General features: G+C 32.7%; 23 protein-coding genes. 10 read left to right on the top strand and 13 right to left on the bottom strand.

All coding sequences use genetic code 11. The annotated features are described in order from the left end of the window. The first annotated feature begins 7 nt into the window (after positions 1–7). The 5 genes from RT228_RS04725 (at position 8) to RT228_RS04705 (ending at position 6,468) form a co-directional block, all read left to right on the top strand. Positions 8–2,413 (top strand): 3-hydroxyacyl-CoA dehydrogenase/enoyl-CoA hydratase family protein, encoded by a 2,406-nt coding sequence (locus RT228_RS04725; protein WP_006259152.1) that lies wholly within the window; start codon positions 8–10, stop codon positions 2,411–2,413. A gap of 30 nt (positions 2,414–2,443) precedes the next feature. Further along, positions 2,444–3,625: an acetyl-CoA C-acyltransferase gene (locus RT228_RS04720; protein ID WP_006259153.1), complete on the top strand. Its 1,182-nt coding sequence runs from the start codon at positions 2,444–2,446 to the stop codon at positions 3,623–3,625. A gap of 30 nt (positions 3,626–3,655) precedes the next feature. Next, positions 3,656–5,449 carry an acyl-CoA dehydrogenase family protein gene (locus tag RT228_RS04715; protein ID WP_006259154.1) on the top strand — a complete coding sequence of 598 codons (1,794 nt, stop codon included), beginning with the start codon at positions 3,656–3,658 and terminating at the stop codon, positions 5,447–5,449. 255 nt (positions 5,450–5,704) lie between these two features. Beyond that, positions 5,705–6,079: a hypothetical protein gene (locus RT228_RS04710; protein WP_006263410.1), complete on the top strand. Its 375-nt coding sequence runs from the start codon at positions 5,705–5,707 to the stop codon at positions 6,077–6,079. 107 nt (positions 6,080–6,186) lie between these two features. Continuing rightward, positions 6,187–6,468 (top strand): DUF3817 domain-containing protein, encoded by a 282-nt coding sequence (locus RT228_RS04705; RefSeq protein ID WP_006259156.1) that lies wholly within the window; start codon positions 6,187–6,189, stop codon positions 6,466–6,468. A 20-nt stretch (positions 6,469–6,488) separates the two neighbouring features. Here the strand turns inward: RT228_RS04705 and RT228_RS04700 are convergent, their stop codons facing one another. Then, a complete protein-coding gene (locus RT228_RS04700; protein ID WP_006263409.1) occupies positions 6,489–6,914 on the bottom strand; it encodes an NUDIX domain-containing protein in 426 nt (141 codons plus the stop codon). Between the two features lie 164 nt (positions 6,915–7,078). Here RT228_RS04700 and RT228_RS04695 point away from each other — a divergent pair, with 164 nt between their 5' ends. The 3 genes from RT228_RS04695 to RT228_RS04685 all read left to right on the top strand — a co-directional run bounded on the left by RT228_RS04695 (position 7,079) and on the right by RT228_RS04685 (position 10,852). Continuing rightward, positions 7,079–8,308: an OmpA family protein gene (locus RT228_RS04695; protein WP_006259158.1), complete on the top strand. Its 1,230-nt coding sequence runs from the start codon at positions 7,079–7,081 to the stop codon at positions 8,306–8,308. A 94-nt stretch (positions 8,309–8,402) separates the two neighbouring features. Beyond that, positions 8,403–10,388, top strand: coding sequence for an excinuclease ABC subunit UvrB (gene uvrB / locus RT228_RS04690; RefSeq protein ID WP_006259159.1), 1,986 nt, complete (start codon positions 8,403–8,405; stop codon positions 10,386–10,388). Between the two features lie 32 nt (positions 10,389–10,420). Further along, positions 10,421–10,852 carry a DUF1456 family protein gene (locus RT228_RS04685; RefSeq protein WP_006259160.1) on the top strand — a complete coding sequence of 144 codons (432 nt, stop codon included), beginning with the start codon at positions 10,421–10,423 and terminating at the stop codon, positions 10,850–10,852. 114 nt (positions 10,853–10,966) lie between these two features. On the opposite strand, the gene sucC is transcribed toward RT228_RS04685, so the two are convergent. The 3 genes from sucC to RT228_RS04670 all read right to left on the bottom strand — a co-directional run bounded on the left by sucC (position 10,967) and on the right by RT228_RS04670 (position 15,291). Next, a complete protein-coding gene (gene sucC / locus RT228_RS04680; protein WP_006259161.1) occupies positions 10,967–12,160 on the bottom strand; it encodes an ADP-forming succinate--CoA ligase subunit beta in 1,194 nt (397 codons plus the stop codon). Between the two features lie 143 nt (positions 12,161–12,303). Beyond that, a complete protein-coding gene (locus RT228_RS04675; RefSeq protein ID WP_006263406.1) occupies positions 12,304–12,924 on the bottom strand; it encodes an L-threonylcarbamoyladenylate synthase in 621 nt (206 codons plus the stop codon). Positions 12,925–12,954: 30 nt separating this feature from the next. Further along, on the bottom strand, positions 12,955–15,291 hold the full coding sequence (locus RT228_RS04670) for an ATP-dependent helicase (RefSeq protein WP_058699537.1): 2,337 nt from the start codon (positions 15,289–15,291) through the stop codon (positions 12,955–12,957). Positions 15,292–15,411: 120 nt separating this feature from the next. Between RT228_RS04670 and RT228_RS04665 the strand changes: the two genes are divergently transcribed. Together RT228_RS04665 and RT228_RS04660 are read left to right on the top strand one after the other, a co-directional pair. After that, positions 15,412–15,948: a hypothetical protein gene (locus tag RT228_RS04665; RefSeq protein ID WP_006259164.1), complete on the top strand. Its 537-nt coding sequence runs from the start codon at positions 15,412–15,414 to the stop codon at positions 15,946–15,948. A gap of 6 nt (positions 15,949–15,954) precedes the next feature. Further along, positions 15,955–16,737 carry a DUF4197 domain-containing protein gene (locus RT228_RS04660; RefSeq protein WP_207893704.1) on the top strand — a complete coding sequence of 261 codons (783 nt, stop codon included), beginning with the start codon at positions 15,955–15,957 and terminating at the stop codon, positions 16,735–16,737. 239 nt (positions 16,738–16,976) lie between these two features. Here the strand turns inward: RT228_RS04660 and RT228_RS04655 are convergent, their stop codons facing one another. The 9 genes from RT228_RS04655 to RT228_RS04615 form a co-directional block, all read right to left on the bottom strand. Next, positions 16,977–17,777: an ABC transporter substrate-binding protein gene (locus tag RT228_RS04655; RefSeq protein WP_006265129.1), complete on the bottom strand. Its 801-nt coding sequence runs from the start codon at positions 17,775–17,777 to the stop codon at positions 16,977–16,979. Further along, positions 17,774–18,595 (bottom strand): orotidine-5'-phosphate decarboxylase, encoded by an 822-nt coding sequence (gene pyrF / locus RT228_RS04650; RefSeq protein ID WP_006259167.1) that lies wholly within the window; start codon positions 18,593–18,595, stop codon positions 17,774–17,776. Before pyrF ends, RT228_RS04655 begins: the two co-directional genes overlap by 4 nt. Before the next feature lie 74 nt (positions 18,596–18,669). Beyond that, a complete protein-coding gene (gene prfA / locus RT228_RS04645; protein WP_006259168.1) occupies positions 18,670–19,743 on the bottom strand; it encodes a peptide chain release factor 1 in 1,074 nt (357 codons plus the stop codon). 95 nt (positions 19,744–19,838) lie between these two features. Next, the gene (locus RT228_RS04640; protein WP_006259169.1) at positions 19,839–20,447 is read right to left on the bottom strand and encodes a YceI family protein; all 609 of its coding nucleotides are present in this window, start codon (positions 20,445–20,447) and stop codon (positions 19,839–19,841) included. 203 nt (positions 20,448–20,650) lie between these two features. Continuing rightward, positions 20,651–21,718 carry an aspartyl protease family protein gene (locus RT228_RS04635; RefSeq protein WP_233445968.1) on the bottom strand — a complete coding sequence of 356 codons (1,068 nt, stop codon included), beginning with the start codon at positions 21,716–21,718 and terminating at the stop codon, positions 20,651–20,653. A 292-nt stretch (positions 21,719–22,010) separates the two neighbouring features. Continuing rightward, entirely contained in the window at positions 22,011–23,483 is a 1,473-nt protein-coding gene (locus RT228_RS04630; RefSeq protein WP_006259171.1) for an aminoacyl-histidine dipeptidase, read from the bottom strand. Positions 23,484–23,977: 494 nt separating this feature from the next. Beyond that, positions 23,978–24,610, bottom strand: a complete 633-nt coding sequence (locus RT228_RS04625) for a helix-turn-helix domain-containing protein (RefSeq protein WP_006259172.1) — start codon at positions 24,608–24,610, stop codon at positions 23,978–23,980. A 952-nt stretch (positions 24,611–25,562) separates the two neighbouring features. Then, positions 25,563–26,138 (bottom strand): AraC family transcriptional regulator, encoded by a 576-nt coding sequence (locus RT228_RS04620; RefSeq protein WP_006259173.1) that lies wholly within the window; start codon positions 26,136–26,138, stop codon positions 25,563–25,565. A 139-nt stretch (positions 26,139–26,277) separates the two neighbouring features. Next, on the bottom strand, positions 26,278–26,748 hold the full coding sequence (locus RT228_RS04615; RefSeq protein ID WP_006259174.1) for a hypothetical protein: 471 nt from the start codon (positions 26,746–26,748) through the stop codon (positions 26,278–26,280).

The raw sequence follows: 26,748 nt of genomic DNA, 5'->3' as shown, positions 1-26,748 counted from the left end.
AATAAATATGAAAAGAATAATTAAAAAGGTAGCCGTAGTAGGATCTGGTGTAATGGGATCAGCTATTGCTTGTCATTTTGCAAATATCGGATTAGAAGTATTGCTTCTTGACATTGTACCTAGAGAATTAACTCCTGAAGAGGAAAAGAAAGGTCTTACCCTAGAAAGTAAGATTGTTAGAAATAAAATAGCAAGTACTCACTTAGCTAATGCACTAAAATCTAAACCTGCTCCTATTTATTCTCAAGCTTTTGCTTCACGCATCGCTACAGGAAATATAGAAGATGATTTAGTAAAAATAAAAGATTGCGACTGGGTAATCGAAGTGGTAATCGAAAGATTAGACATTAAGAAATCTGTATTCGAGCAAATCGAGAAATACAGAAAACCAGGTTCATTAATTACATCTAATACATCTGGTATTCCAATGAAATTAATGGTAGAAGGTCGTTCAGAAGATTTCCAAAAACACTTCTGTGGAACACACTTCTTTAACCCACCTAGATATTTACAATTATTCGAAATTATTCCTGGTCCAAATACAGCTCCAGAAGTTATCGAATTCTTCCAAAAATATAGTAGCTTATACTTAGGTAAAACTCCTGTATTATGTAAAGATACTCCTGGCTTTATCGGTAACCGTATCGGTGTATACTCTATGGCGATGGTAATGCAGTTGGCACAAGAGATTGGGTTGACTATTGAAGAAGCCGATACATTAACAGGTTCTATCTTAGGTCGTCCTAAGACTGGTACATTTAAACTAGGTGATTTAGTAGGTCTTGATACTGCTATTAACGTAACAAATGGCTTAAAACAAAACTGTCCTCATGACGCTATGATCCAAGAGGTAAAAGACAGTAAGCCTTTAAACTTCCTATTAGAAAACAAATTCTTAGGTGATAAATCTAGAAAAGGATTCTATTATAAAGAAGTAGACAAAGAGGGAAAAACAAATCGATTCGCTCTTGACTTAGAAAAATTAGAATACCGTCCATTAGAACGTGCTAAGATTGCTGTACTAGAAACAGCAAAACAAGCTGGTGGTACTAAAGCTAAATTAGCTTTATTATTAGCAGACCAAACAAAAGCAGGTGAATTAATCAGAAAACACTTTGCTTCATTATTCGCTTACGTTTCTCAACGTGTTCCAGAAATTACAGATACCCTATTCCCTATTGATGACGCTATGCGTACAGGATATGCATGGAAATATGGTCCATTCCAAACTTGGGATTTAGTAGGACTTGAAAAAGGTATTGCTATCGTCGAAAAAGAAGGATATGTAGTAGCTGATTGGGTTAAAGAATTAGCTGCATCTGGAGCAAAGAGTTTCTATAAAGTAGAGAATGGTAAAAAGTTATTCTACAATCAAAACACTAAAACATTTGAACCAATCCCTGGACAAGATGCATTCATTATCTTAGATAATATTAGAACAACTAATAAGGTTTGGGGTAATAGTGAAGCATCACTTATTGACTTAGGTGATGGTATCGTGAACTTAGAGTTTCACTCAAAAATGAATACCATCGGTGGTGGTGTTTTAGCCGGATTAAACAAAGCTGTTGAAATTGCAGAAAAAGACTTCCAAGGACTAGTAGTAGGAAACCAAGGTAGTAACTTCTCAGTAGGTGCTAACTTAATGATGATTTTCATGATGGCTGCAGAGCAAGATTGGGATGAATTAAATATCGCTATCAAAACGTTCCAAGATACGATGATGAAAATGCGTTACTCTGGTATTCCAGTAGTTGCTGCTCCTCATGGGATGACATTCGGTGGTGGATGTGAGTTAAGCTTGCACGCTGATAAGGTAGTCGCTGCTGCTGAAACATATATCGGACTGGTTGAATTCGGTGTAGGACTTATCCCTGGTGGAGGTGGTTCTAAAGAGATGACAGTAAGAGCGTCTGATCTATACCGCAAAAACGATGTGGAATTAAACACACTACAAGAGCACTTCTTAACAATCGGTATGGCGAAAGTAGCTACCTCTGCTCAAGAAGCTTTTGATTTAAATATATTACAAAAAGGTAAAGATGTAGTAGTTGTAAATAAAGACTTACAATTAGCACAAGCGAAACGTGAGGCTTTAGTATTAGCTCAAGCTGGGTACACTCAGCCTGCTAAACGCAAAGATATTAAAGTACTAGGTCGTCAGGCTTTAGGTATGTTCTTAGTAGGAACTGACAGTATGATGGCTGGTAAATACATCTCTGAACACGATCGTAAAATAGCTAACAAATTAGCATATGTTATGGCTGGAGGAGATTTATCAGAAGCTACTTTAGTGACTGAACAATACTTACTAGATCTAGAAAGAGAAGCATTCTTATCACTATGTGGAGAGCGCAAAACTCTAGAAAGAATCCAGTATATGTTGAAAAATGGTAAACCATTAAGAAACTAATCTTTAACCAATTTAAAACGACAAAGAAATATGAAAACTGCATATATAGTACAAGGATATAGAACAGCTGTAGGTAAAGCGCCTAAAGGAGTATTCAGATTTAAAAGACCTGATGAACTTGCTGCTGAAACTATTGAATATTTAATGAGTAAACTACCTGAATTTGACAAATCACGTATTGATGATGTTATGGTAGGTAACGCTATGCCTGAGGCTGAACAAGGATTAAACATGGGACGTTTAATCTCTCTTATGGGATTAAAAATAGATGATGTACCTGGAGTTACAGTAAATAGATACTGTGCATCTGGTATAGAAACTATTGGAATGGCTGTTGCTAAAATCCAAGCGGGCATGGCTGATTGTATTATCGCTGGTGGAGCAGAAAGTATGAGTTATATCCCTATGGGAGGATATAAACCAACTCCTGATTATGGTGTAGCAAAAGAAGGACACGAAGATTACTATTGGGGAATGGGATTAACAGCTGAAGCGGTAGCTCATCAATTTAAAGTTTCTCGTGAAGATCAAGATGAGTTTGCTTTTAACTCTCATATGAAAGCTTTAAAAGCACAAGCAGATGGAAAATTTGATGATCAAATTGTTCCAATCAACATTAATGAAGTATTCATTAACGAAAAAGGTAAAAAAGATAGCAAATCATATACAATCACTAAAGATGAAGGCCCTAGAGCAGGAACTTCTATTGAGGCTTTAGCAAAACTAAGACCTGTATTTGCTGCTGATGGATCTGTAACAGCAGGTAACTCTTCTCAAATGAGTGATGGTGCTGCATTCGTTATGGTGATGTCAGAAGAAATGGTTAAAGAATTAAACATTGAGCCTATCGCTCGTATGGTTAATTATGCTGCAGCTGGTGTAGAACCACGTATCATGGGTATTGGTCCAGTAAAAGCAATTCCAAAAGCTTTAAAACAAGCTGGGTTACAACTAAAAGATATCGACCTATTTGAATTAAATGAAGCTTTTGCCTCTCAGTCATTAGCTGTAATTAGAGAACTAGGTATCAACCCTGATATCGTCAATGTAAACGGTGGTGCTATTGCATTAGGACATCCTCTAGGATGTACAGGTGCAAAACTATCAGTACAACTATTTGATGAGATGAAACGTCGTGGATCTAAATACGGAATGGTAACAATGTGTGTCGGTACAGGACAAGGTGCTGCAGGAATCTATGAACTATTATAAAAGCTATTAACCCAATAAACGAAATATATTATGAGTAAAGATATCACAAGAGGAGGACAATTTTTAATTAAAGAAACTAAATACCAAGACGTATTTACTCCAGAAGACTTCACAGAAGAGCAAATCATGATGCGTGATTCTGTAAAAGAATTCATTGATAAAGAAATATGGCCAAACAAAGAAAAGTTTGAGAAAAAAGACTACGCTTTCACAGAAGCTTCTATGCGTAAAGCTGGAGAATTAGGATTATTAGGTGTTGCTGTACCAGAAGCTTATGGAGGATTAGAAATGGGGTTCATTTCTACAATGCTGGTATGTGATTATATTTCAGGAGCAACAGGTTCTTTCTCAACTGCCTTTGGTGCTCATACAGGAATTGGTACAATGCCAATTACATTATATGGTAACGAAGAACAAAAGAAAAAATACGTTCCAAAATTAGCTTCAGGAGAATGGTTTGGTGCTTACTGTTTAACAGAACCAGATGCTGGATCTGATGCTAACTCAGGTAAAACAAAAGCTGTCTTATCAGCTGATGGGAAACACTACTCTATCACAGGACAAAAAATGTGGATCTCTAATGCTGGTTTCTGTAATGTATTTATCGTATTTGCACGTATAGAAGATGATAAAAATATCACAGGATTTATCGTAGAAAACGATCCTAGCAATGGAATTACTTTAGGAGAAGAAGAACACAAATTAGGTATTAGAGCATCTTCTACTCGTCAGGTATTCTTCAGTGAAACAAAAGTTCCTGTGGAGAATATGCTTTCAGAAAGAGGAAACGGTTTCAAGATTGCAATGAATGCATTAAACGTAGGACGTATTAAATTAGCTGCTGCTTGTTTAGATTCTCAACGCCGTTTAATCACGCAATCAGTAAAATATGCTAATGAGCGTATCCAATTTAAAACACCAATTTCTACTTTTGGTGCTATTCGCACTAAACTAGCAGAGATGGCTACAAATGCTTATGTAGGTGAAGCTGCTTCATATAGAGCTGCTGCTTCTATTGAAGAAAGAATTAACCAACGTGTTGCTGAAGGAAATTCACATCAAGAGGCTGAATTAAAAGGAGTAGAAGAATTCGCTATTGAGTGTTCTATCCTTAAAGTAGCAGTGTCAGAAGATGTTCAATCATGTGCTGATGAAGGAATCCAAATCTTCGGAGGAATGGGATTCTCAGAAGACACACCTATGGAAAGTGCATGGAGAGATGCTCGTATATCTCGTATCTATGAAGGAACAAACGAGATTAACCGTATGCTAGCAGTTGGAATGTTAATCAAAAAAGCAATGAAAGGACATGTAGATTTATTAGGTCCTGCTATGAAAGTAGCTGATGAATTAATGAGTATACCAAGCTTTGATGTACCTGATTATTCTGAATTATTTGCAGAAGAGAAAGAAATGATCAGCAAACTGAAACAAGCTTTCTTAATGGTAGCTGGTAGTGCTGTTCAAAAATATGGTCCAGACCTAGATAAACACCAAGCATTATTAATGGCTGCTTCTGATATGATGATTGAAATTTATATGGCAGAAAGTGCTATCCTTAGAACTGAGAAATTAGCGAAGTTAAAAGGAGAAGAGAATATCAAAGAACAAATCGCTATGGCTCAATTATACTTATACCACGCTGTAGATATCATCGGAGCAAAAGGAAAAGAAGGTATCGCTTCTTTTGCTGAAGGTGATGAACAACGTGTAATGCTAATGGGACTACGCAGATTTACAAAATATGTAAACTTACCAAATGTAAATGCACTTAGAGAAACTATTGCAACGAAATTGGTAGAGTCAAACGAATATGTATTCTAGTACGAATACAAATGATTTGGTTTAGTTTGTTTGAAAAAAACCGCTACTTTTCTTATGAAAAGGGCGGTTTTTTATTTTATAACACAAATAAGAAACCTTTCTATCATCTTAAAAAAGAAACAATTCATAAATAAAAAACGAAAAATCAGCACTTTGCAAAAATTTGTTCAAAATATTTCATCTTTTGTTTCACTATAATCATCTAAAAAGTTTACTTTTGCACCATAATTTTTTTATACTTAAAAGATATTTACTGTGGAAAACGCAAATGCTTTAAAATTGATTAAAAAGATTCAATCAGATTTAATTTCTGATGGTCTTGTTGTAGAAAACATTGTAGCAGATTTACAAAAACTTAGAGAGTTTGCTCTACTTGAAGAAAAACCAGTGTTAGTTAAATCTATTCGTTTAGCTTATGAGCACATTCAAAACAACAAAGCTTTTTTAATTGCAATACCATCTGATGAGCCGATCGAAGAAGAAGGAGAAGAAGGGGCAACTGCAGTTGAGAAAGAATCTAAGAATGACTTAGAAAGTTTACAGTACTTATTATCTTTATACAAAGACATTAATAACAAACATAACTTAGAAGACTTAAAAGATTACAACAATCGTTTATTAGCTTTCTAATTAAAATGTTAATCTAAATATAAAAGCCTATCAGAACTCCTGTTAGGCTTTTTTTGTTTCTATTTTAAAACTATATTAGCATACTTAAAACTTCTAATTTAATTAAGATGCTAAAGACATTTAAAATTGTTGCGCTGCTTGAAGGTTTATCTCTACTAGCACTTTTGTTTATCGCTATGCCCTTAAAATACTTTCTACACAAACCAGAAATGGTAAGTAAAGTCGGAATGGCACATGGAGTATTGTTTATACTATATATAGTAATGGCTACAGTACTTAAAAGTGATGAAAAATGGAGTATGAAAAAGTATGGCCTTATCTGTCTAGCTTCAATTGTTCCATTCGGTACTTTTATCATGGAGAAAAAACTTCTTGAAAGTAAAGCATAAAAAAATAAGTCTGTACAGACTTATTTTTTTATGTATATATCTACCGCATCAGTTATAATATCAAAATGATCAAAAGCTAACTGTGGTAAATCATCTATATTAAACCATTTCAATTCTTTAGCGTCATCAGCAGCTTCACCAATAACCTCCTCTCCTACTTCTGCCCAAAAAGCTACAGTCACCATGTGCGATCTTGGATCTCTAAAAGGTTTCCCATATGCTTTAATTTGAGTAAGTTGATTCAGGTCAATTGACGTTTCTTCACGTAATTCACGCTTTGCTGCAATCTCTAAATCTTCATTTTCGTCTACAAAACCACCAGGTAAAGCCCAATAATCACGAAACGGTTCATTTTTGCGCTTTATTAATAATATCTGTGAAATATTTAAATATTTTTTAAACAATACTACATCTACAGTAACGAATATCTTCGAAACATATCCCATATTATACAATTTTTATGAAACAAAAGTACTAAAACTATCCTTTTTTACAAAAAAACAACATTTTATCTTTCTATTACAAATCTTTGCCTTATATTTGCTCCATAAGCGATTAGTAAAAAAACTGATTATTTTAATCATGTTTAATGGAAATTAAAAAGACAACTATGAAAAAATTAACATTACCGTTATTGGCTTCTGTATTAGCTTTTGGTGCTGTTCATGCTCAAAGTCCTTACAACAAATGGTCTATTGACTTAAATGGAGGATTTGCTAAACCAGCTAGAGCAGGTCAATCTGCTGAAACATTCAAAAACTTACACTTAGATGGAGGTGTACGTTATAGCTTAAACAACAAATTTGGTATTAAAGCTTCTTTTGGCTATGATAAATTAGACAACTGGACTAATGATGCTGATTTAAACACTAACCACTACAGAACAAGCTTAGAAGGGGTTGTTAACGTTGGAAGACTTTTAAACTTCGAAACTTGGACTAAAGTATTAAACGTACAAGCTCACGCTGGGGGAGGTTACTCTTGGATGAACGGAGATGCATTCTCTGGAACAGACAATATGGGACACTTAATGGCTGGATTAACTGGTCAAATTAAAGTTCACCCACGTGTTGCATTAAACGCAGACTTTACAGTTATTCAAAACTTAGAGCAAAACAAAAACTGGAATGGTGTAGGTACAACTAACCGTTCTATCGCTCAAGGAACTATGTTTAACGCTTCTGTTGGAGTTTCTATCTATTTAGGTAAAAATGCTCAACACGCTGATTGGTATACTGAAGCAGAACAAGAAAATGCTTTATTAGCTGAATTAGACGGAAGAGTATCTAAAGTAGAAAGCATGTTAGTTGACTCTGATGGAGACGGTGTGCCAGATTACTTAGATCTAGAGCCTAATACACCAGCTGGTGCTTTAGTTGATTCTAGAGGTAGAAATATCGATAAAAACAACAACGGTATCGCTGATAACATCGAAGCTTTCATCGCTGAGAAATATGGTAACCAACCAGAGCAAGCTGTTGCAGGTAACGATTCTAACATGATTAAAGAATTAATCAACAAAGGATATGTTGCTGCTTATTTTGACTTTGATAAAACTCAACCAACAAACGTTGACGGAATCAATTTCATCGTTAACTACTTAAAAGCTAATCCAAATGCTTCTGTTGAAGTTATGGGTTATGCTGATGCAGTAGGAAACAAATCTTACAACAATAAGTTATCTGAAAGACGTGCTAACGCAGTTAAAGATATCTTAGTTAAATCTGGAGTTAGTGCTTCTAAAGTTTCTGCTAAAGGAAACGGAATCGATGACGCAGTGTCTAAAGATTCAGCTGCAGCTCGTAGAATTGCAAGAAAAGTTGTATTCAAAATTAACTAAATTTAGAATTCAATCTAATCATATTAAAGCGCAAGATTATTCTTGCGCTTTTTTTATTTTTAATAAGTAACTTTGTATACTTATTAAATCAACTATGAAATTCAAATTAAATTCAGAGTATAAACCAACAGGGGATCAACCTGAAGCAATAAAAAAACTTGCTCAGGGAATCAATGCAGATGAAAAATACCAAACATTAGTTGGAGTTACTGGTTCTGGAAAAACATTTACTGTTGCAAATGTTATTAACGAAGTAAACAGACCTACACTAATACTTGCTCACAACAAAACATTAGCAGCACAACTATACACAGAATTCAAAAGTTTTTTCCCTAATAACTCAGTAGAGTATTTTGTCTCATACTATGACTACTACCAACCTGAAGCATTCTTACCTGTTACAGGTACCTATATAGAAAAAGATCTATCTATCAATGAAGAACTAGAAAAAATGCGATTAAGCACTACTTCTGCCCTACTTTCAGGAAGAAGAGATATTATTGTAGTAGCATCTGTTTCTTGTTTATACGGTATAGGTAACCCTATTGAGTTCCAAAAAAACGTAATCACTCTTGAATTAGATCAACAAATAAGCAGAACAAAACTATTGCATAGATTAGTACAAAGTTTATATGCTAGAACTGAAGCCGAATTCACCCCAGGAACTTTTAGAATAAAAGGAGATACAGTAGAAGTATTCCCTAGTTATGCAGACAATCCATTTAGAATACATTTTTTTGGAGATGAAATTGAAGATATTGAAGTATTCAATCCCTCAACTTCTGCTGTAATAGAGAAATACACCAACCTTAATATTTATCCAGCTAATATGTTTGTAACATCGCCAGATGTACTACAAAAAGCTATATGGGAAATACAACAAGACCTTGTTAAACAAGTTGATTACTTCAAAGAAATAGGAAAACACTTAGAAGCTAAACGTCTAGAAGAACGTACTAACTTTGATTTAGAAATGATCAGAGAGCTCGGCTATTGTTCTGGTATTGAAAACTATTCAAGATACCTAGATGGCAGAGAACAAGGAACACGCCCATTCTGTTTACTAGATTATTTCCCAGATGATTATCTAATGGTTATCGATGAGAGTCACGTTACTGTATCACAAGTACATGCCATGTATGGAGGTGATAGATCTCGTAAAGAAAATCTAGTAGAATATGGATTCAGACTACCTGCCGCACTAGACAACAGACCTCTTAAATTCGAGGAATTTGAAGCAATGCAAAATCAAGTAGTATATGTTTCTGCAACCCCAGCTGATTATGAATTACAAAAATCAGAAGGTATTTATGTAGAGCAATTAATCCGTCCTACTGGATTACTTGACCCCATAATCGAAATTAGACCGACAGAAAATCAAATAGATAATTTAATCGAAGAAATCCATTCAAGAGTTGAAAAAGATGAAAGAGTATTAGTCACTACTCTAACCAAAAGAATGGCTGAAGAACTAGCTAAATATTTCACTCGTGTAGGAATAAGATGTAGATATATTCATTCAGATGTTGACACGTTAGAGCGTGTTGAAATTATGCAAGATTTACGAAAAGGATTATTTGATGTATTAATTGGAGTAAACTTATTAAGAGAAGGACTAGACTTACCCGAAGTTTCTCTAGTAGCTATTTTAGACGCTGATAAAGAAGGTTTTCTTAGAAGTCATAGATCACTTACACAAACTGTTGGAAGAGCCGCTAGAAACGTAAATGGAAAAGCAATTATGTATGCAGATAAAATTACAGATAGCATGCAAAAAACTATAGATGAAACAAACTATAGACGAGAAAAGCAGATGAATTTCAACAAGAAGCACAACATCACTCCTACTGCTATTAACAAAAAAATATCTAGTGAATTAGTCAAAGCTTCTTATGAAGACATCCAAAAAGAAACTATTCTTCAAGCAGCAGAAGAAACTCTTAAATACAAATCCAAAGCTGATATAGAAAAAATAATAAGAGAGAAGAGAAAAGAAATGGAAAAAGCTGCTAAAGACTTAGATTTTATCAATGCAGCTCGTTTAAGAGACGAAATAAAAGCTTTAAAAGATAAACTGTAGATAATTTAATTACCTTTGCAAAAATAGATAGAATGAATAATAACGACATATTAAAGAAACTGAGAGTTGCTTTACAATTACGCGACGATCAAATAGTAGAAATTTTAGAATTAGTTGATTTTAGAATTTCAAAAGGTGAAATTGGTAACTTTTTTAGAAATGCTGACCATCCTAAATACATAGAATGTGGAGATCAAATTCTAAGAAACTTTCTAAATGGTTTAGTAATTCACTTAAGAGGAACAAAAGAAGCCCCTAAGAATCCATTAGAAGTATTAGCTTCCAATAAGTCTGAAATAAAACCATTTAAACAACAGACAACGGACAAGAAAACTAAACCAGCGCCTAAAAAAGAAGGAAACTCAGGTAAAAACGTAGATTTCAAAAAGAAGACTACTTCTAATAAAAAGACTACTCCTAAATCACCATTAGCAGGAATCAAATTCAAAAATGGAAAAAAATAAAAATAAAGCTATTCTTTAAAAGAATAGCTTTATTTTTTTATCTCTCCTATAAAAACACATAATAAAAAAGGCCAGCTCAAATGAGCTAGCCTTTTTTATATTCTTTTATCTAAATTATGATAAAGCCACTTTTACTTGGTCTGCAGCTTCCTGGAAAGCAATAGCAGATAAAATAGGCATACCTGATTGATCGATAATTTCTTTTGCTAATTCAGCATTAGTTCCTTGTAAACGAACGATGATTGGCACTTTAATATCGTCACCCATGTTCTTGTATGCATCAACAACACCTTGAGCAACACGGTCACAACGAACGATACCTCCAAAGATGTTAATTAAAATAGCTTTTACGTTAGGATCTTTTAAGATAATACGGAAAGCGATTTCAACACGTTTAGCATCAGCAGTTCCTCCTACGTCTAAGAAGTTAGCAGGTTCGAAACCAGCATACTTAATTAAGTCCATAGTAGCCATTGCTAATCCAGCACCGTTAACCATACATCCTACAGTACCATCTAAATCCACATAGTTTAATCCTGCTTCTTTAGCTTCTACTTCGATAGGTCTTTCTTCAGTAACGTCTCTGTACTCAGCATAAGTTTTTTGTCTGTATAATGCATTATCATCTAAAGTCACTTTAGCATCAACAGCTAAAATTTTATCATCAGAAGTTTTTAATACAGGGTTAATCTCGAACATTGAAGAATCACTTCCAATGTATGCTCTATATAAAGCATCTACGAACTTAACCATTTCTTTGAAAGCATTTCCAGATAATCCTAAGTTAAAAGCAATTCTTCTAGCTTGGAATCCTTGTAATCCAACTGCTGGATCGATTTCTTCTTTGAAGATTAAGTGTGGAGTTTTCTCAGCAACTTCTTCGATATCCATACCTCCTTCAGTAGAATACATAATCATGTTACGTCCTTTAGCTCTATCAAGTAATACAGACATGTAAAACTCATTAGTTTCGCTTTCTCCAGGATAGTAAACATCCTCTGCTACTAAAACACGGTTAACTCTTTTTCCTTCTGGTGGAGTTTGTGGAGTAATTAAATCCATACCGATAATCTTACCAGCGATTTCTTTTACTTCGTCTAAGTTTTTAGCCAACTTAACTCCTCCTCCTTTACCTCTTCCTCCTGCATGGATCTGAGCTTTAATTACATACCAACTTGTACCAGTTTCTTCTGTAAGTTGTTTTGCTTTTTCAACTGCTTCTTCTGCGTTGTTAGCTACTAATCCACGTTGTACTCTTACACCGTAGCTAGCTAATATTTCTTTACCTTGAAATTCATGTAAATTCATAGTGTGATACGTTTAGCTTTTAATATAAACAGTTACAAAAATAACAATTCAGTTTGAAAAACCCTAATTTAATTAAGCTTATATAGCTTGTAACTGTAAATTAACCTTGTTTATTAATTCGTTTTTATACTTATTTGATTCTTTTAGAAGATATCAGTATCTCCCTTACCTGCTCTTATAATTTCAGGTTCTTCTCCTGACAAGTCAATTACTGTTGATGCTTCATTATTTCCATACCCTCCATCAATAACAATATCAACTATATTTTGCCATTTTTCAAATATCAATTCTGGATCAGTAGTATACTCTAATATCTCATCTTCATCATAAATAGAAGTAGATACTATTGGGTTACCAAGTTTTCTAACAATTTCTCTTGCAATATTATTATCAGGCACACGAATCCCTACTGTTTTTTTCTTCTTAAACTCTTTAGGAAGTTCATTATTTCCAGGAAGAATAAAAGTATAAGGACCAGGTAATGCTTTCTTTAATATTTTAAATGTAGAAGTATCTATCTGCTTCACATAGTTAGAAATATTACTTAGATCATAACAAACAAAAGAAAAGTTAGCCTTATCTAGTTTTATTCCTTTAATCTTAGCAATTCTTTCTAATGCCTTAGAATTTGATATATCACATCCTAACCCATACACAGTATCAGTAGGGTAGATAACTAGACCTCCCTCTCTTAATACCTTAACCACTTTATCAATTTCCTTTTCATTAGGATTCTCTGGATAAATCTTTATAAACTGTGACATACTTATATTTTTTATACTCTATACAATTTACTATAAAACTTGAAGCTTAGCAAATCTTAACAGCAGTTTTTTTATTCCTCCAACATCAAATCGAATCTCTGCTTTCTTATCTGCACCAACACCTTCAAGATTAATAATAACCCCTTTACCAAAACGTTCATGCATAACTACCTGGCCTACTTCTAACAGTTGATTACCATTTGTAAGACTAGTAGTCTTAGTTGGTGAAGCATCTACAGGCTTTAATTTCCTTATATTCCTATTCTCTTTTGGTTCTTCATTATCGGTTACATAAGCAGGAGGAGTACCCGCAACAGGTTTTTTCAATCTCAACTTACTCTTATCTACATCACCAAAAATATCAGCATTAATTGTTGGCTTATATCTATAGTTCGTTTCTATTGGAGTCAAATACTCTAAATATTCATCCTTAATCTCCTCTATAAATCGAGAAGGATCACTATCTACTAATTTACCCCATCTATATCTTGATTGAGCATAAGTTAAATAAGCCTGATGCTCTGCACGTGTTAAAGCAACATAGAACAATCTTCTTTCCTCCTCTAACTCACTTCTAGTATTCATACTCATTGCACTTGGAAACAGATCTTCTTCCATTCCTACACAGAACACAGTAGGAAATTCCAGTCCTTTTGCTAAGTGGATTGTCATCAAGGCCACCCTATCATCATCACCCGTATCTTTATCTAAATCTGTAGCTAAAGCTACATCTTCCATAAACTCACTTAAAGCTCCTCTTGCTCCATCTACCTCTCGTTGCCCATCAATAAAATCTTTAATACCATTCAGTAGTTCCTCAATATTCTCCATACGTGTAATACCCTCTGGAGTAGTATCCTTACGCATCTCTTGAACAAGCCCAGTTTTTTTAACAATATGTTCCGTCAATTGATAAGCATCCATTGTTTCTTCCAACGCTTGAAAAGCCTTAATCATATTGCTAAAATCACTCAATTTATTACGTGTACCAGCAGTAATTTTTAAGTCAATTTTATCAATATGCTCAACTACTTCAAATATAGAACGCTTATAGTGATTAGCAGCAATTGTTAATTTGTCCAAAGTAGTATTTCCTATACCTCTTGCTGGATAGTTAATTACACGTACTAATGCTTCCTCATCTTTAGGATTAATTACCAGTCTTAGGTAACTCAATACATCCTTAATCTCTTTCCTTTGATAAAACGATAAACCACCATAAATACGATAAGGTATATCTTTTTTACGCAAAGCATCCTCCATAGCACGAGACTGTGCATTCGTTCGATATAAAATAGCAAAATCACTGTTGTTCTTTTGATTTTGCATCTTTTCTTCAAAAATAGTAGAAGCTACAAAACGTCCTTCTTCTCCATCTGTTAATGATCTATGTACTTTTATCTTTGGTCCAAAGTCATTCGCGGTCCATACTACCTTTTCTAGCTTAACTTTATTATTATCAATAACTGAGTTAGCTGCTTCTACAATATTTCTTGACGAACGATAATTCTGCTCTAATCGATAAGTTTCTACCCCTTCATAATCTTTTTGGAAATTCAAAATATTATTAATATTCGCTCCTCTAAAGGCGTATATACTCTGAGCATCATCCCCAACTACACAAATATTCTGAAAACGATCTGATAATGCACGAACTATCAAATATTGTGAATGGTTAGTATCCTGATACTCATCCACTAATATATATTTGAATCTATTTTGATATTTAGAAAGTACATCAGGAAAACGAGTTAATAACTCATTTGTCTTTAACAATAAATCATCAAAATCCATTGCTCCTGACTTAAAACATCGTTCTACGTAATTATTATAAATCTCTCCTATACGAGGCCTTTTACTCATCGCATCAGCCTCTTGTAGTTCAGGATTATTAAAATATGCTTTTACAGTTACTAAACTATTTTTATAAGATGAAATTCTACTTAGTATTTCTTTTGGCTTATAAATATCTTTATCTAATTGCATCTCTTTTATAATCTGCCCTATAAGGCGTTGACTATCTTGAGAATCATAAATAGTAAAGTTACTAGGATACCCCAACTTATCTGCCTCTGCTCTAAGTATCTTAGCGAATACAGAGTGGAATGTTCCCATCCATAGATTCTTAGCCTCTGAATTCCCAACGATTTGAGCAATCCTTACTTTCATTTCACGAGCTGCCTTATTGGTAAACGTCAACGCTAGAATATTAAAAGCATCAACTCCTTGATGCATTAAATAAGCAATACGTAAAGTCAACACTCTCGTCTTCCCTGACCCTGCTCCAGCGATTACTATCATTGGTCCATCTTTCTGGAGTACAGGTGCTCTTTGAGCCTCATTTAACTGATCTATATAATTTTGCATATCTAATTTACTCGAAAAGGTCAAAATTACAATTACTATACCTTTATAACAAGTTTTTTGCGACCATAAAAATTATCACAGCAAACATAATATTCCCTATTTTTGCTTAAAAAGATCGCAATGAGCACAGAATTTGTTTTACAGCTATTAGCCTATACTCTACCTGCCTTAATTTCAGCAGCTTTAGCATATACATTCTTTAACCGTATTTTGAGAAATCAAACAAAAAAAGATTTAGTCCTATTAGAAAAACTCAAAACCCAAAATACAATAGACTTACAAGCTTTAAAACTACAAGCTTTTGAACGTTTTATTATACTAATTGAGCGTATAGATCTAAAAAAATTAGTTTTAAGAATTACACCTACTACAGAAGATAAAGTGCTATATCAAATCAATTTAATAAATCATATAGAACAAGAGTTTGACTATAACGTAGCTCAGCAAATCTATATTAGCGAAGAGCTTTGGCAAATTATAGTTCAATCAAAAAACAGTATTATAGAATTAATACACCAAATAGGCAATAATCCTAACATCATCGATGCTAGTCAACTTAGACAGACATTAATTGCAAAGAATATCATAATAGAAGAAAAGTTAGAAATTGCTAGAAAAGCAATAAAACTAGAAGTAAATACAATAACAGATAAATAAAACACTATGAAAAAGACAATGATTGCTGCTGTACTAACCATGAGTACACTAGCCTATTCCCCAATCATCAATGCTCAAACCACTAAAAAAAATAACCTAATCAATTCTCTTACACAAGACAAAGTGGCTAAGGGATTAAAAGAAGCTCTTGATAAAGGAATTGCTGATCAAGTAAGTAAACTATCACAACCTGATGGTTTCTTAAAAAATGAATTGGTTAAAATTGTAATGCCTGAAGATTTTCAAAAAGTAGATAGAGCTTTAAGAAGAATAGGTATGGACAAATTAGCGGATCAAGGATTAACACTAATAAACAGAGCTGCAGAAAGTGCTGTGAAAGAAGCTACACCAATCTTTGTAGACGCAGTTAAGAATATGACATTCACAGACGCTAAAGATATTCTTGTTGGAGGCAAATCAGCGGCAACTGATTACTTAAAAAAAAGCACATCTAAAAGTTTATATACTAAATTCAGTCCAGTGATTAATTCTTCCATAGCATCAGTAGGAGCCGATGTAATCTGGGAAAAAATGACTACTACTTACAATGCACTTCCTCTAGTATCTCCTGTTACAACAGACTTAACAGATTATATTACCAACCAAACAATGGATGGTGTATTCAAAATGATCGCAGTTGAAGAAGGGAATATTAGAGAAAATATCACAGGATCTAGAGATTCTAAACTATTAAAAGAAGTATTCGCAATTCAAGATAATCTAACAAACTCAACTAAAAAAAACACATCAAGTAATTCTATCGAGAAACTTTTTAAAAATAAAAAGTAACTAGTCAATTATATTGAATTATATTTATATTTTTAAACAAAAAAATAAATATAACATTATTATAACATTCGATTAACTGACCTTTCTAAATATTTTTTTGATATTTGTATAATCAATAATGATTGATTTCATAATAGTTAGGGTTAGTTAAAAAAAGCCGAGTAATTTCTTACTCGGCTTTTTCTTTTTATATTCTTACCTTAATCCTCTAGACTACTTTTTCTCTAAAAATCAAAGCATTATTCAATTCGTTTATGAATTTGCTTAAAGTATTCAAAAGCATTAAACAAATGTGTTCCATGCCAAGAGAACATTTCCCCATCCACAAAGACAGTTTTCCCATGATGTGTATGTCTTCCTAATTCGAAAGCATGCTCTTCCTTAAATGGATATGGCTCTGATGATAAGAATACTAATTCAGGATCTCCTTGAATTCTAATCTTTCTTATCTCTACTTCAGGATAACGCTCTTCGCGATTAGCATACACATTTGTAAATTTATTCAAAGTCAAAAGGGTATTGATAAACGTATTATTACCTGCTGCCATATAAGGTTCTCTCCAGATAAAATAAGCCGCTTTTTGTGCTTCTCTAGTACTTACAAAAGACATAAAATCCTTGATAGCAAAATCAATCTTATCATTCCATTTCTTTGCTTCTGTACGTTTGTTAAACAACACACCGAAATCTTCTATCATTTGTTTATTATCGTCTAATGTAACAACATCAGTAACCCAAACAGGACAAATATCTTTTAGACTTTCTACAATCTCTAAAGTATTTTCTTCTTTATTGGCAATAATAATATCAGGATTAAGCGCTTTAATCTTTTCTACGTGTACCTTTTTAGTTCCACCTACTTTTATTTTGACAACACCTAAATGATAAGGATGTACACAGAATTTAGTTATTCCTTTAATCTCGTCTTCAAGTCCCAAATCACATAACGTTTCTGTTTGAGATGGAACTAAAGAAATAATTCTCTTTGGTGCTTGTTCAAAGCGATGCTCTTGCCCTATTTGATCTTTTAATACAATCATACCATTTTTTTTAATATCTCCTCCATTTCTTGTTGAATGGCTTTAGCTTCTAATCCCGCTTTCTCTGCGAAATCTTCTTCCTTAGATGCAAAGATAATACCTCTTGACGAATTGATTAGCAATCCTACATTTTTACTTAATCCATATTTACATACATCCTGTAAATTACCACCTTGAGCTCCTACTCCTGGAACTAATAAAAAACTTTCTGGAACTATTTTTCTAATCTCTTCAAAATACTCTGCCTTAGTAGCTCCCACTACATACATTAAATTTGCTGCATTTTTATACGTTTGAGAAGTTTCTAATACTTCTTGATACAATGGCTTTCCATTCACTTCTTTTGTTTGGAAATCAAATGCTCCTTGATTTGAAGTCAATGCTAAAAGAATAGTATGTTTATTTTCAAAAGCTAAAAAAGGTTCTACAGAATCTTTACCCATATAAGGCGCAACAGTAACACTATCAAATGACATATCTTCAAAGAAAGCTTTAGCATACATAGATGCTGTATTACCTATATCTCCACGTTTAGCATCTGCTATGGTATATACCTCAGGATAGTTAGTATTTAAGTATTCTATTGTCTTCTTCAGAGACATCCATCCTTTTATACCATAAGCTTCATAAAAGGCAATATTCGGTTTATAAGCTACTGCATATTGGTGAGTTGCATCAATAATTGCTTTATTAAAACTAAAAATAGGATCTTCTTCTTTTAATAAAAAAGTTGGAATCTTATCTAAATCAACATCTAAGCCAACACATAGAAATGATTTCTTTTGCTTGATTTGTTCAATTAATTGTTGTGTAGTCATGTCTCGTAGTTATAGTTTAAAAAAAACCACACTATACAAAAGCAAGTGTGGTTTATTATATTTATAAAAGACGATTAAAAAACGTCTCCTTCTTTTAATTTCTCAGTATTACTTACCAATTGTAATTCATCAATAATCTTCTGAATATTACCATTCATAACACCGTCCAGATCATACAGAGTAAGTCCAATACGGTGATCCGTAACACGTCCTTGTGGATAGTTATAAGTTCTAATCTTTGCAGATCTATCTCCACTACTTACTTGAGATGAACGTTTAGTAGCATCTTCTGCCTGTTTCTTCGCTAACTCCATTTCATACAAACGAGAACGCAATACAGATAAAGCTTTATCTTTATTCTTGTGTTGAGATTTCTCGTCCTGACATTGAGCCACAAGCCCTGTAGGAATGTGAGTCATACGTACGGCTGATTTAGTTGTATTTACAGACTGCCCTCCAGGTCCTGACGAACAGAATAAGTCAATACGTACATCATTCATATCGATATGCACATCGAACTCTTCTGCTTCAGGCAATACCATTACAGTAGCAGCTGATGTATGTACACGTCCTTGAGTTTCCGTTTGAGGAACACGTTGTACACGGTGTACTCCAGCTTCAAATTTCAATGTACCATATACATCTTCTCCTGTTACTTCAAAGATTACCTCTTTATATCCTCCAGAAGTTCCTTCATTCACATCTACTACAGATGTTCTCCATCCTTTAGATTCACAGTATTTAGTATACATTCTAAATAAATCCCCAGCAAAGATACTCGCCTCATCACCTCCTGTACCAGCACGTACCTCTACCATTACGTTCTTAGCATCCTCAGGATCCTTAGGTATTAATAAGAATTTGATTTCTTCCTCTAATTCTGGTAAACGACCTTTTGCCTCATCTAATTGCATCTTAGCCATTTCTACCATTTCAGCATCACTTCCATCAGCTAATATTTCATTAGCTTCTTCCATATTACCTTTAAGATTTATATACTCAGCTCGTTTTTCGACTAACTGTTTTAAATCTTTATACTCTTTATTTAATTGTACGTAACGTTTTTGATCAGCGATTACATCTGGCTGAATAATTAAGTCAGAAACTTCGTCAAAACGTTGCTTAATAATTTGTAGTCTATCTAACATATCCTAAAATAGATAATTTATTTGGTTTGCAAAGGTACAAAAAAAGAGGAATATTTTAGCATACTCCTCTTCAATTACGTTACAAAAGTAACTAATTATTTTTTAATCTCAGCAGAAATCTCTACGTCAGACCAAGTTTTCCCTTCGTGTAAATCTTTACAAGCTGCATGTAAGCTATCAAATGCAGACTGAGCCGTAAAATCAGCGATGATATCTATTGAACCATTTAGTTTAAGAGCATCCCCTTCTACTGTATAAGTAAACTCTTTCTCTTTAGAAATTCCATTCATTGTTAAGTTTACGATTACTTTACCATCTTTAAACTCTCCAAAGAATCCATTGATATTCCCTACCATTTTAGCAAAGAACTCACCTTTTAATTTCTCATCTCTACCAGCATCATTTGTGCTTACAGAAGAAGTTACTACTACGAAGTTAGCACCTTTTAATGCTTCTTCTAATGTAGCAGCATCTGCTTTTACTTCATTTAATTTAATATCAGAAAATGTTCCTTTTACTCCTACTTTCTCAGGCGTTTTAAAAGCAGTCCACTCCATAGAATAAGATAATTCCTTCTGCGCTGGTGCCTCTACTTGTTCAGTTGTTGTCTCAGTAGTTTCTTCTACTGCATTTGTATCTTTTTTCTCTCCACAAGAGATTGCTAGTGCTCCAATTAAAGCTAAAGCTAAAACGGATTTTTTCATAAATATTGAGTTTTAATTATATTGAAACCAAATTACTAATTTTAGTACACTTTATTCTTAAATAAACATTAATATTTTTTAGATACTCTAGTCTTTATACATAACTGTTTATTTAAGAAATAATAATTAAATTAAATTATGAACCTTAAAGCGCTTTGTAATACCGAACGTTTTCTTATTAAAAAGAAAGGCAGAATAGATTTCTATAATAACCTTACTAAATTAATTTCTACAGTCTTAATATCTCCTGCCTTATTCATATATTCTATGATGACTTTTTTATTTTCTTCTTTCAGTATCCTTTCATATTTATCTATATCATTAGTACTAATACCATTGACAGATATAATCCTTTGCCCCTTTTTCAACCCTTTAACCGCAGCTTCTGTATTATGGATAACACTTGAGATTAAAATCTGGTCTCTTTTATCATTATACATTAGAGACAATGGTTTTACAAATGGACGAAATTCCTTTGCAAACAAATCATTAGGTTTAATATATACAGACTGATCTTTATAATCAAATATCAAGTCAAAACGATGTATGATCTCACTCCCTAAAATTCCCATCAACCCTTTTACAGCACTTACTCCTTCTCTATCTGAAGAAAACGAAACTGATAATTCACTACTCTGAATCTCATAACTACCTAACCTCAAACTCTTAATTAATCCTTTTTCATAACTTGTACTATTACTCAAATTATCACTTGAATAAGATATCTTTTTATCTGTTTTACTTAACAAATCATGCTTTTCTTTATAAGGTTTATTTATTATCAAAGTAGTACTAGCACCACTATCAAACAAGATATCTCCTGAGAATTGCTCATTATTATTCAATGTCATCGTAATAGGAAATTGAATTAAAGCACCATTATAGAATTTAAAAGGAATCTTCTCATAACCACTATAATCTACCTTTGTTCCAAAATTATATAGACTCATCATTTGCGTATTAAAGTCTAGCTTTGTTATATAGTTTTTTAAAATAGTAGCTCCTATAATACCGTCAAACTTCTTTTCAGTCATAGCATACAACCTAGACATATCTTCTAACACTACTGAAGTACTATCTACATAATTATTTTTATCTAAATAAACCTTGTAATTCCTGATTGACTCATAGGTTTTTTTACCTCCTGCACCAGTTATATCTTTTTTGTAATCTGCTTTTAGACCAAGCTCTTTTGCTTTCTGTGTATCTAAAAGTAGAGCTCCTGCTCCTGTATCAAAGAAGAAGAGCAAACTATCTTTTTGATTCTCCATTGGCAACCTTAAAAAATAGTACTATGGTCTTTTGACAATTCAAATGGCAACTTAATTTTTTGTGCAAAAAAACAATTTGCACTTAACAATACTAATAACAATAGCTCTTTTCTAAACATAAAACATAATTAAGTTAATTTGAAAGTAAAAATAATACATTTTAACATTAAATAGAAAAGTAAAATCAAAAATACCGCATTAAAAACAAAAAACATTTCCAAACAAAGTTATAATAACTAAAAAAGGGTACCCTATACAGGATACCCTTTTCATTATTTCTAATCTACATAGATTACTTTTTCTCAGGAATCTGAGTTAAAATCTCTAATAAGAACTTCCAGAATTTTTGTACAGAAGCAATATTAGCGCGCTCTACAGGAGAGTGAGCTCCGCGAATAGTTGGTCCAAAAGAAATCATATCCATATCAGGATAGTTTGTTCCTAAGATACCACACTCTAATCCTGCGTGACATGCTACTACATTTGGCTTCTCACCTACTTGTTTTTCATAGATATCTACTAATACGTCTAATATTTCAGACTCTGAATTAGGTGTCCATCCCGGGTAAGATCCAGAGAATTCTACTTCACATCCCATTAATTCAAATGCAGAACGAAGACTATTTGCTACATCAAATTTAGATGATTCTACAGAAGAACGAGTTAAACACTTAACTACTAATTTACCTTCTCCTAAATCTACTTTAGCGATATTATTAGAAGCTTCTACTAAGTCATCGAAATCTGGACTCATACGGAATACACCATTATGAGCAGTATACATAGATCTTACGAAGAAATATTGCGCCATAGAAGGCATTACTTTCTTAGGAGTATCAGCTGCTTCTAATTTCTCAAATACTACTTCAAAGTTAGGATCTACAGTATGTAACTCTGCTTTAATCTCATCTACAATAGAAGTCATATCAAATACGAATGCCTCATCAAAAGTATTTGCAATAATTACCTCAGCCACACTTTCTCTAGGAATAGCATTTCTTAAACTTCCTCCTTTGATTTTAGATATCTGTAATCCAAAGTTATCAAAAGCATCAAATAACAATCTATTCATGATTTTATTTGCGTTTCCTAATCCTTTGTGGATATCCATACCAGAGTGTCCTCCGTTTAATCCTTTTACAGTAATTCTGTATCCGATAGATCCTTCAGGTGTATCTTCTTCATCATACTCAGCAGATGCAGTTACATCTACACCACCAGCACATCCGATATCGATTTCGTCATCCTCTTCTGTATCTAAGTTTAAAAGAATCTCTCCTTCTAACATTCCTCCCTGAAGACCTTTAGCACCAGTCATTCCAGTTTCTTCGTCTATTGTAAATAAAGCCTCAATAGCAGGGTGTGGAATTTCATTGCTTTCTAATATAGCCATAATAGCTGCTACTCCTAAACCATTATCAGCCCCTAAAGTAGTACCTCTTGCTCTTACCCATCCATCCTCTACATACATATCGATTCCTTGAGTATCGAAGTCAAATACAGTATCGTTATTCTTTTGGTGAACCATATCTAAGTGAGATTGCATTACAACCACTTTTCTGTTCTCCAATCCTTTAGTAGCAGGTTTTTTAATAATAACATTACCTACCTCATCTTTTATAGTTTCTAGCCCCAAAGACTTACCAAAGTTCATCATGAACTCAATCACACGCTCTTCCTTCTTAGACGGACGAGGCACTGCATTTAGATCTGCGAACTTGTTCCATAAGTTCTTAGGTTCTAAACCTCTAACTTCTTGACTCATATCTTAATCTCTTTAATTATTCAAAATATTGCTTCAAATTTAGGACATTCTAAATAAATAAACAGTTATTCCCTAATAAAATTCGGTTAAACCCGAATTATGCAATAGACATATAAACGAAAAGTAATTATACAAAATAGGTCTGAATTAGTGATTAAAGCATACTATAGTATGGTTTTAGAGCTAATGAAAGAACTATGAAGTAGAATTGCTTTGTAGTATTTGGCTAATGCGTAATTTGGGTTAAACCCAATTTATCCTCTTCCTTAATCGACATCCCCTAAACACTTAGTTTTCCTTTTTGTGACTTGCTAAGTATAACAATTTCAATCCTTCATCAAATAAGAACAACATCATGTTCATTATTTTCAAAAATCAAGATTAACTTATTCCTGTTTTAAACTAGAGTCGATCCCTAAAAGCAATGTTTAAAGACCATAAAAAAACGGGCTTTCACAAATGCAAAAACCCGCTTTTATAACTAAATATAAAAATTATGAAAGATTCTTAATATTTCCTAGAAATGCCCCTCTTACACAAAATACTTCTCTAATATCTTGAGGTCTAACTACAATGTTCTCATATGTTTCATTATCACATATAAATGCTAACTCACCATTTTCAGTATATCTTTTAAATCGATAACACAGTACACCTTTTCCTTCTATAACCACCACATAAATACCCCATGGTTTTATTTCTTCTACATCTATTTTCTTAGTTAAGACATAAGACGATACTTTTACAGTAGGATACATATTATCTGCTGAAATCTGAAATGCTGTATCTACCTCTTCTTCTGTAGGAAATACAAAACTAGGTGAAGTAGCCCATGTTCTTTCTGGGTTTAAAAAATACTCGAAATGATGATCTACCGATATCATTTTCACTTTTCTTTTTTGTAAATCTGTATTAAAAACTTTATGTGTATTTGAAAAGAATAACTCATTCAAATCAATTTTGTGTTCTTTACACAAATTCATGATTTTTTCATACTGCAAAGTCTCTCTCGACTTCCATGATGATACTGTATTAGGTTTTACTTCTAAAATATTTGCTAATTCTAGATCGGTTTTTATTCCTAATAACTGTTTCAACTTTTTAATTACGCTTTCACTACTTTTCATACTTTTCACAATTTATTATTTCACTTTACTAACTACTGCTTTATTCGCATATATCGACAATAAAACAATTATCTTGCCAATATTTAAAAACAGAAAAAAAATTGTTTAAAAAAAGAATACCAAACCAACAAAAACAAAATTAAAACACTTATAAACAACACATTATATAAAAATAAAAATACTAAATAATTTTATATTAATGTAAATATTCAAATATTTACTATTCAAAGTATTTAAAATCAAGTGATCTAAACCTATTTATTAAATCACAAAAAAAGAATAAATAACGTATAGTTTAAATGAATATTTCACTGTAACTATTTTCTAGAAAACAATTAGTTAAAACAACTTTTCCAGTTTATTAAGTCAATTAGATTGACGACTACTCCATTGATACAAAAGAAACAACACACTTGTTTTTCATATTATCAATGGTAAGTTATACATATCTAAATCGTAATTTCAACTTCTGTAGGATGGTTATTTTTTTATTTAAACAACTCAATACAAACATATAATATTCAACGATACACCAAACACACATATTATTATTCACTAAAATCAACAAATAAAAGAATTATAACTACTTTTATATCAATATTTAACTAATATTCAACATATAAAAACAAAAAACACTTATCGCATAAAACACATATAAACAAGTTACACTTCTTATTTCATCACATATAGTGATTATCATAATATTAGATTTTTCTCCTACAAGACTCTGTCACATTTAGTGATTAAATCACATATTGCTAATTTCTTATTCTTTTTTCAACATCATAAAACTAATACATTGAAAGATTCATGTCTAAAACAGTCAAATAGTAAATAAAGTCACTTTAATCATTATAAAATATCACAAAAAAAGAGGAGCATCTCTCGACGTCCTCTTTTACAAGTACAAATAAAAAAATACTATGCACTCTCACCTGCATAGCACATCAAACTAAGTAATTATCTTATCAATATAATTTCTATTAAATTTCTGTTCTTTCTTATACTGAGATGGAGACACTCCCACCACACTTTTAAACTGTTTACTCAAATGACTTAAATCATTATAATACATTTTACTAGCTATTTCTAATAGTGTCATTTCACCATACGAAATATATTCCTTCACACGTTCAATGCGCTGATGGATATAAAACTTCTCTATTGTAACTGATTCTCGCTCTGAAAACAACTTACTTGCATAACTATAGTCTATTGCTAAATTATCTGATATCAAATATGATAGGTTAGTAGATAAACGGCTATCTGTTTGTACTAAGTCTATTATTAGCTGTTTAATACTTTCTATCAATATATCTTGCTTTTCTACTAATAATTCGAAACCAAGTATATATAATCTCTCCTTAAACACCTTAAAAGTATGTTCACTTAAATTATATAAAAGTGATACTTTGCCCAATTCAACTTTAGCTTCTAATACACCTATTTTTTTTAATTCTTGTTCTATCATTAAAACACAACGGTGACAAACCATATTCTTAATATGTAAAACTACCGAATACTCCATATCTCATTTTTTTTATCCTAATAAACAATAGACTGATCATATCTCGTTTTAAACTTTCACTATATAGTATAGTAACTCAATACAATCTTTGTTTTTAAAAAGGAGTACTGACTATATCAGTACTCCTGATTCCCTTTTATTAACTCTGTTTGTGTTCTGCAACGAATTTTTGGTAATTCCCTTCATTCTCAAAATAAGCTACCTCACCATTATTCCCTACTATCACGATATAAGCTTCTGCTTTATCTACTGATTTTAAAGAATATGGATCTATAGCTGCACGCACAGTTGCATCTTGAGGGATTCTTGTTTTACACATTTCACAACATCCGTAATACATTTTACCTTCATGCTCTACTTCTAACTGTTTATTCCCCATATAAGCATCATTTACCATACATACTAGGTCACTTGGTACAGCATCTCCTCTTTTGTACTGTCCTCTAGCTGCTACAGGCTCACTTTCTTTATGCATAGAATGCATATCGTGATTAGCATGGTTTTCATTTGTTGGAGCTGTTGCTACAGGCTCTTTTTTCGTTTCTCCACAAGCGATAGTAAGTAAACTAACTCCTACTACTGCTAAACTTCTAATTGCAAATGTTCTCAT

Origin of the sequence: Myroides sp., from assembly GCF_032073645.1 — a bacterium.
GTDB classification, from domain to species: Bacteria; Bacteroidota; Bacteroidia; order Flavobacteriales; family Flavobacteriaceae; genus Flavobacterium; species Flavobacterium odoratimimum.
The sequence above is the reverse complement of the archived record's forward strand: the minus strand, read 5'-3'. Positions and strand labels throughout refer to the sequence as shown.

Coding starts and splice junctions, on each gene's coding strand:
- RT228_RS04725 (WP_006259152.1), top strand. CDS start 8: ATGAAAAGAATAATTAAAAAGGTAGCCGTAGTAGGATCTGGTGTAATG.
- RT228_RS04720 (WP_006259153.1), top strand. CDS start 2,444: ATGAAAACTGCATATATAGTACAAGGATATAGAACAGCTGTAGGTAAA.
- RT228_RS04715 (WP_006259154.1), top strand. CDS start 3,656: ATGAGTAAAGATATCACAAGAGGAGGACAATTTTTAATTAAAGAAACT.
- RT228_RS04705 (WP_006259156.1), top strand. CDS start 6,187: ATGCTAAAGACATTTAAAATTGTTGCGCTGCTTGAAGGTTTATCTCTA.
- RT228_RS04700 (WP_006263409.1), bottom strand. CDS start 6,914: ATGGGATATGTTTCGAAGATATTCGTTACTGTAGATGTAGTATTGTTT.
- RT228_RS04695 (WP_006259158.1), top strand. CDS start 7,079: ATGAAAAAATTAACATTACCGTTATTGGCTTCTGTATTAGCTTTTGGT.
- uvrB (WP_006259159.1), top strand. CDS start 8,403: ATGAAATTCAAATTAAATTCAGAGTATAAACCAACAGGGGATCAACCT.
- RT228_RS04685 (WP_006259160.1), top strand. CDS start 10,421: ATGAATAATAACGACATATTAAAGAAACTGAGAGTTGCTTTACAATTA.
- sucC (WP_006259161.1), bottom strand. CDS start 12,160: ATGAATTTACATGAATTTCAAGGTAAAGAAATATTAGCTAGCTACGGT.
- RT228_RS04675 (WP_006263406.1), bottom strand. CDS start 12,924: ATGTCACAGTTTATAAAGATTTATCCAGAGAATCCTAATGAAAAGGAA.
- RT228_RS04670 (WP_058699537.1), bottom strand. CDS start 15,291: ATGCAAAATTATATAGATCAGTTAAATGAGGCTCAAAGAGCACCTGTA.
- RT228_RS04665 (WP_006259164.1), top strand. CDS start 15,412: ATGAGCACAGAATTTGTTTTACAGCTATTAGCCTATACTCTACCTGCC.
- RT228_RS04660 (WP_207893704.1), top strand. CDS start 15,955: ATGAAAAAGACAATGATTGCTGCTGTACTAACCATGAGTACACTAGCC.
- RT228_RS04655 (WP_006265129.1), bottom strand. CDS start 17,777: ATGATTGTATTAAAAGATCAAATAGGGCAAGAGCATCGCTTTGAACAA.
- pyrF (WP_006259167.1), bottom strand. CDS start 18,595: ATGACTACACAACAATTAATTGAACAAATCAAGCAAAAGAAATCATTT.
- prfA (WP_006259168.1), bottom strand. CDS start 19,743: ATGTTAGATAGACTACAAATTATTAAGCAACGTTTTGACGAAGTTTCT.
- RT228_RS04640 (WP_006259169.1), bottom strand. CDS start 20,447: ATGAAAAAATCCGTTTTAGCTTTAGCTTTAATTGGAGCACTAGCAATC.
- RT228_RS04635 (WP_233445968.1), bottom strand. CDS start 21,718: ATGGAGAATCAAAAAGATAGTTTGCTCTTCTTCTTTGATACAGGAGCA.
- RT228_RS04630 (WP_006259171.1), bottom strand. CDS start 23,483: ATGAGTCAAGAAGTTAGAGGTTTAGAACCTAAGAACTTATGGAACAAG.
- RT228_RS04625 (WP_006259172.1), bottom strand. CDS start 24,610: ATGAAAAGTAGTGAAAGCGTAATTAAAAAGTTGAAACAGTTATTAGGA.
- RT228_RS04620 (WP_006259173.1), bottom strand. CDS start 26,138: ATGGAGTATTCGGTAGTTTTACATATTAAGAATATGGTTTGTCACCGT.
- RT228_RS04615 (WP_006259174.1), bottom strand. CDS start 26,748: ATGAGAACATTTGCAATTAGAAGTTTAGCAGTAGTAGGAGTTAGTTTA.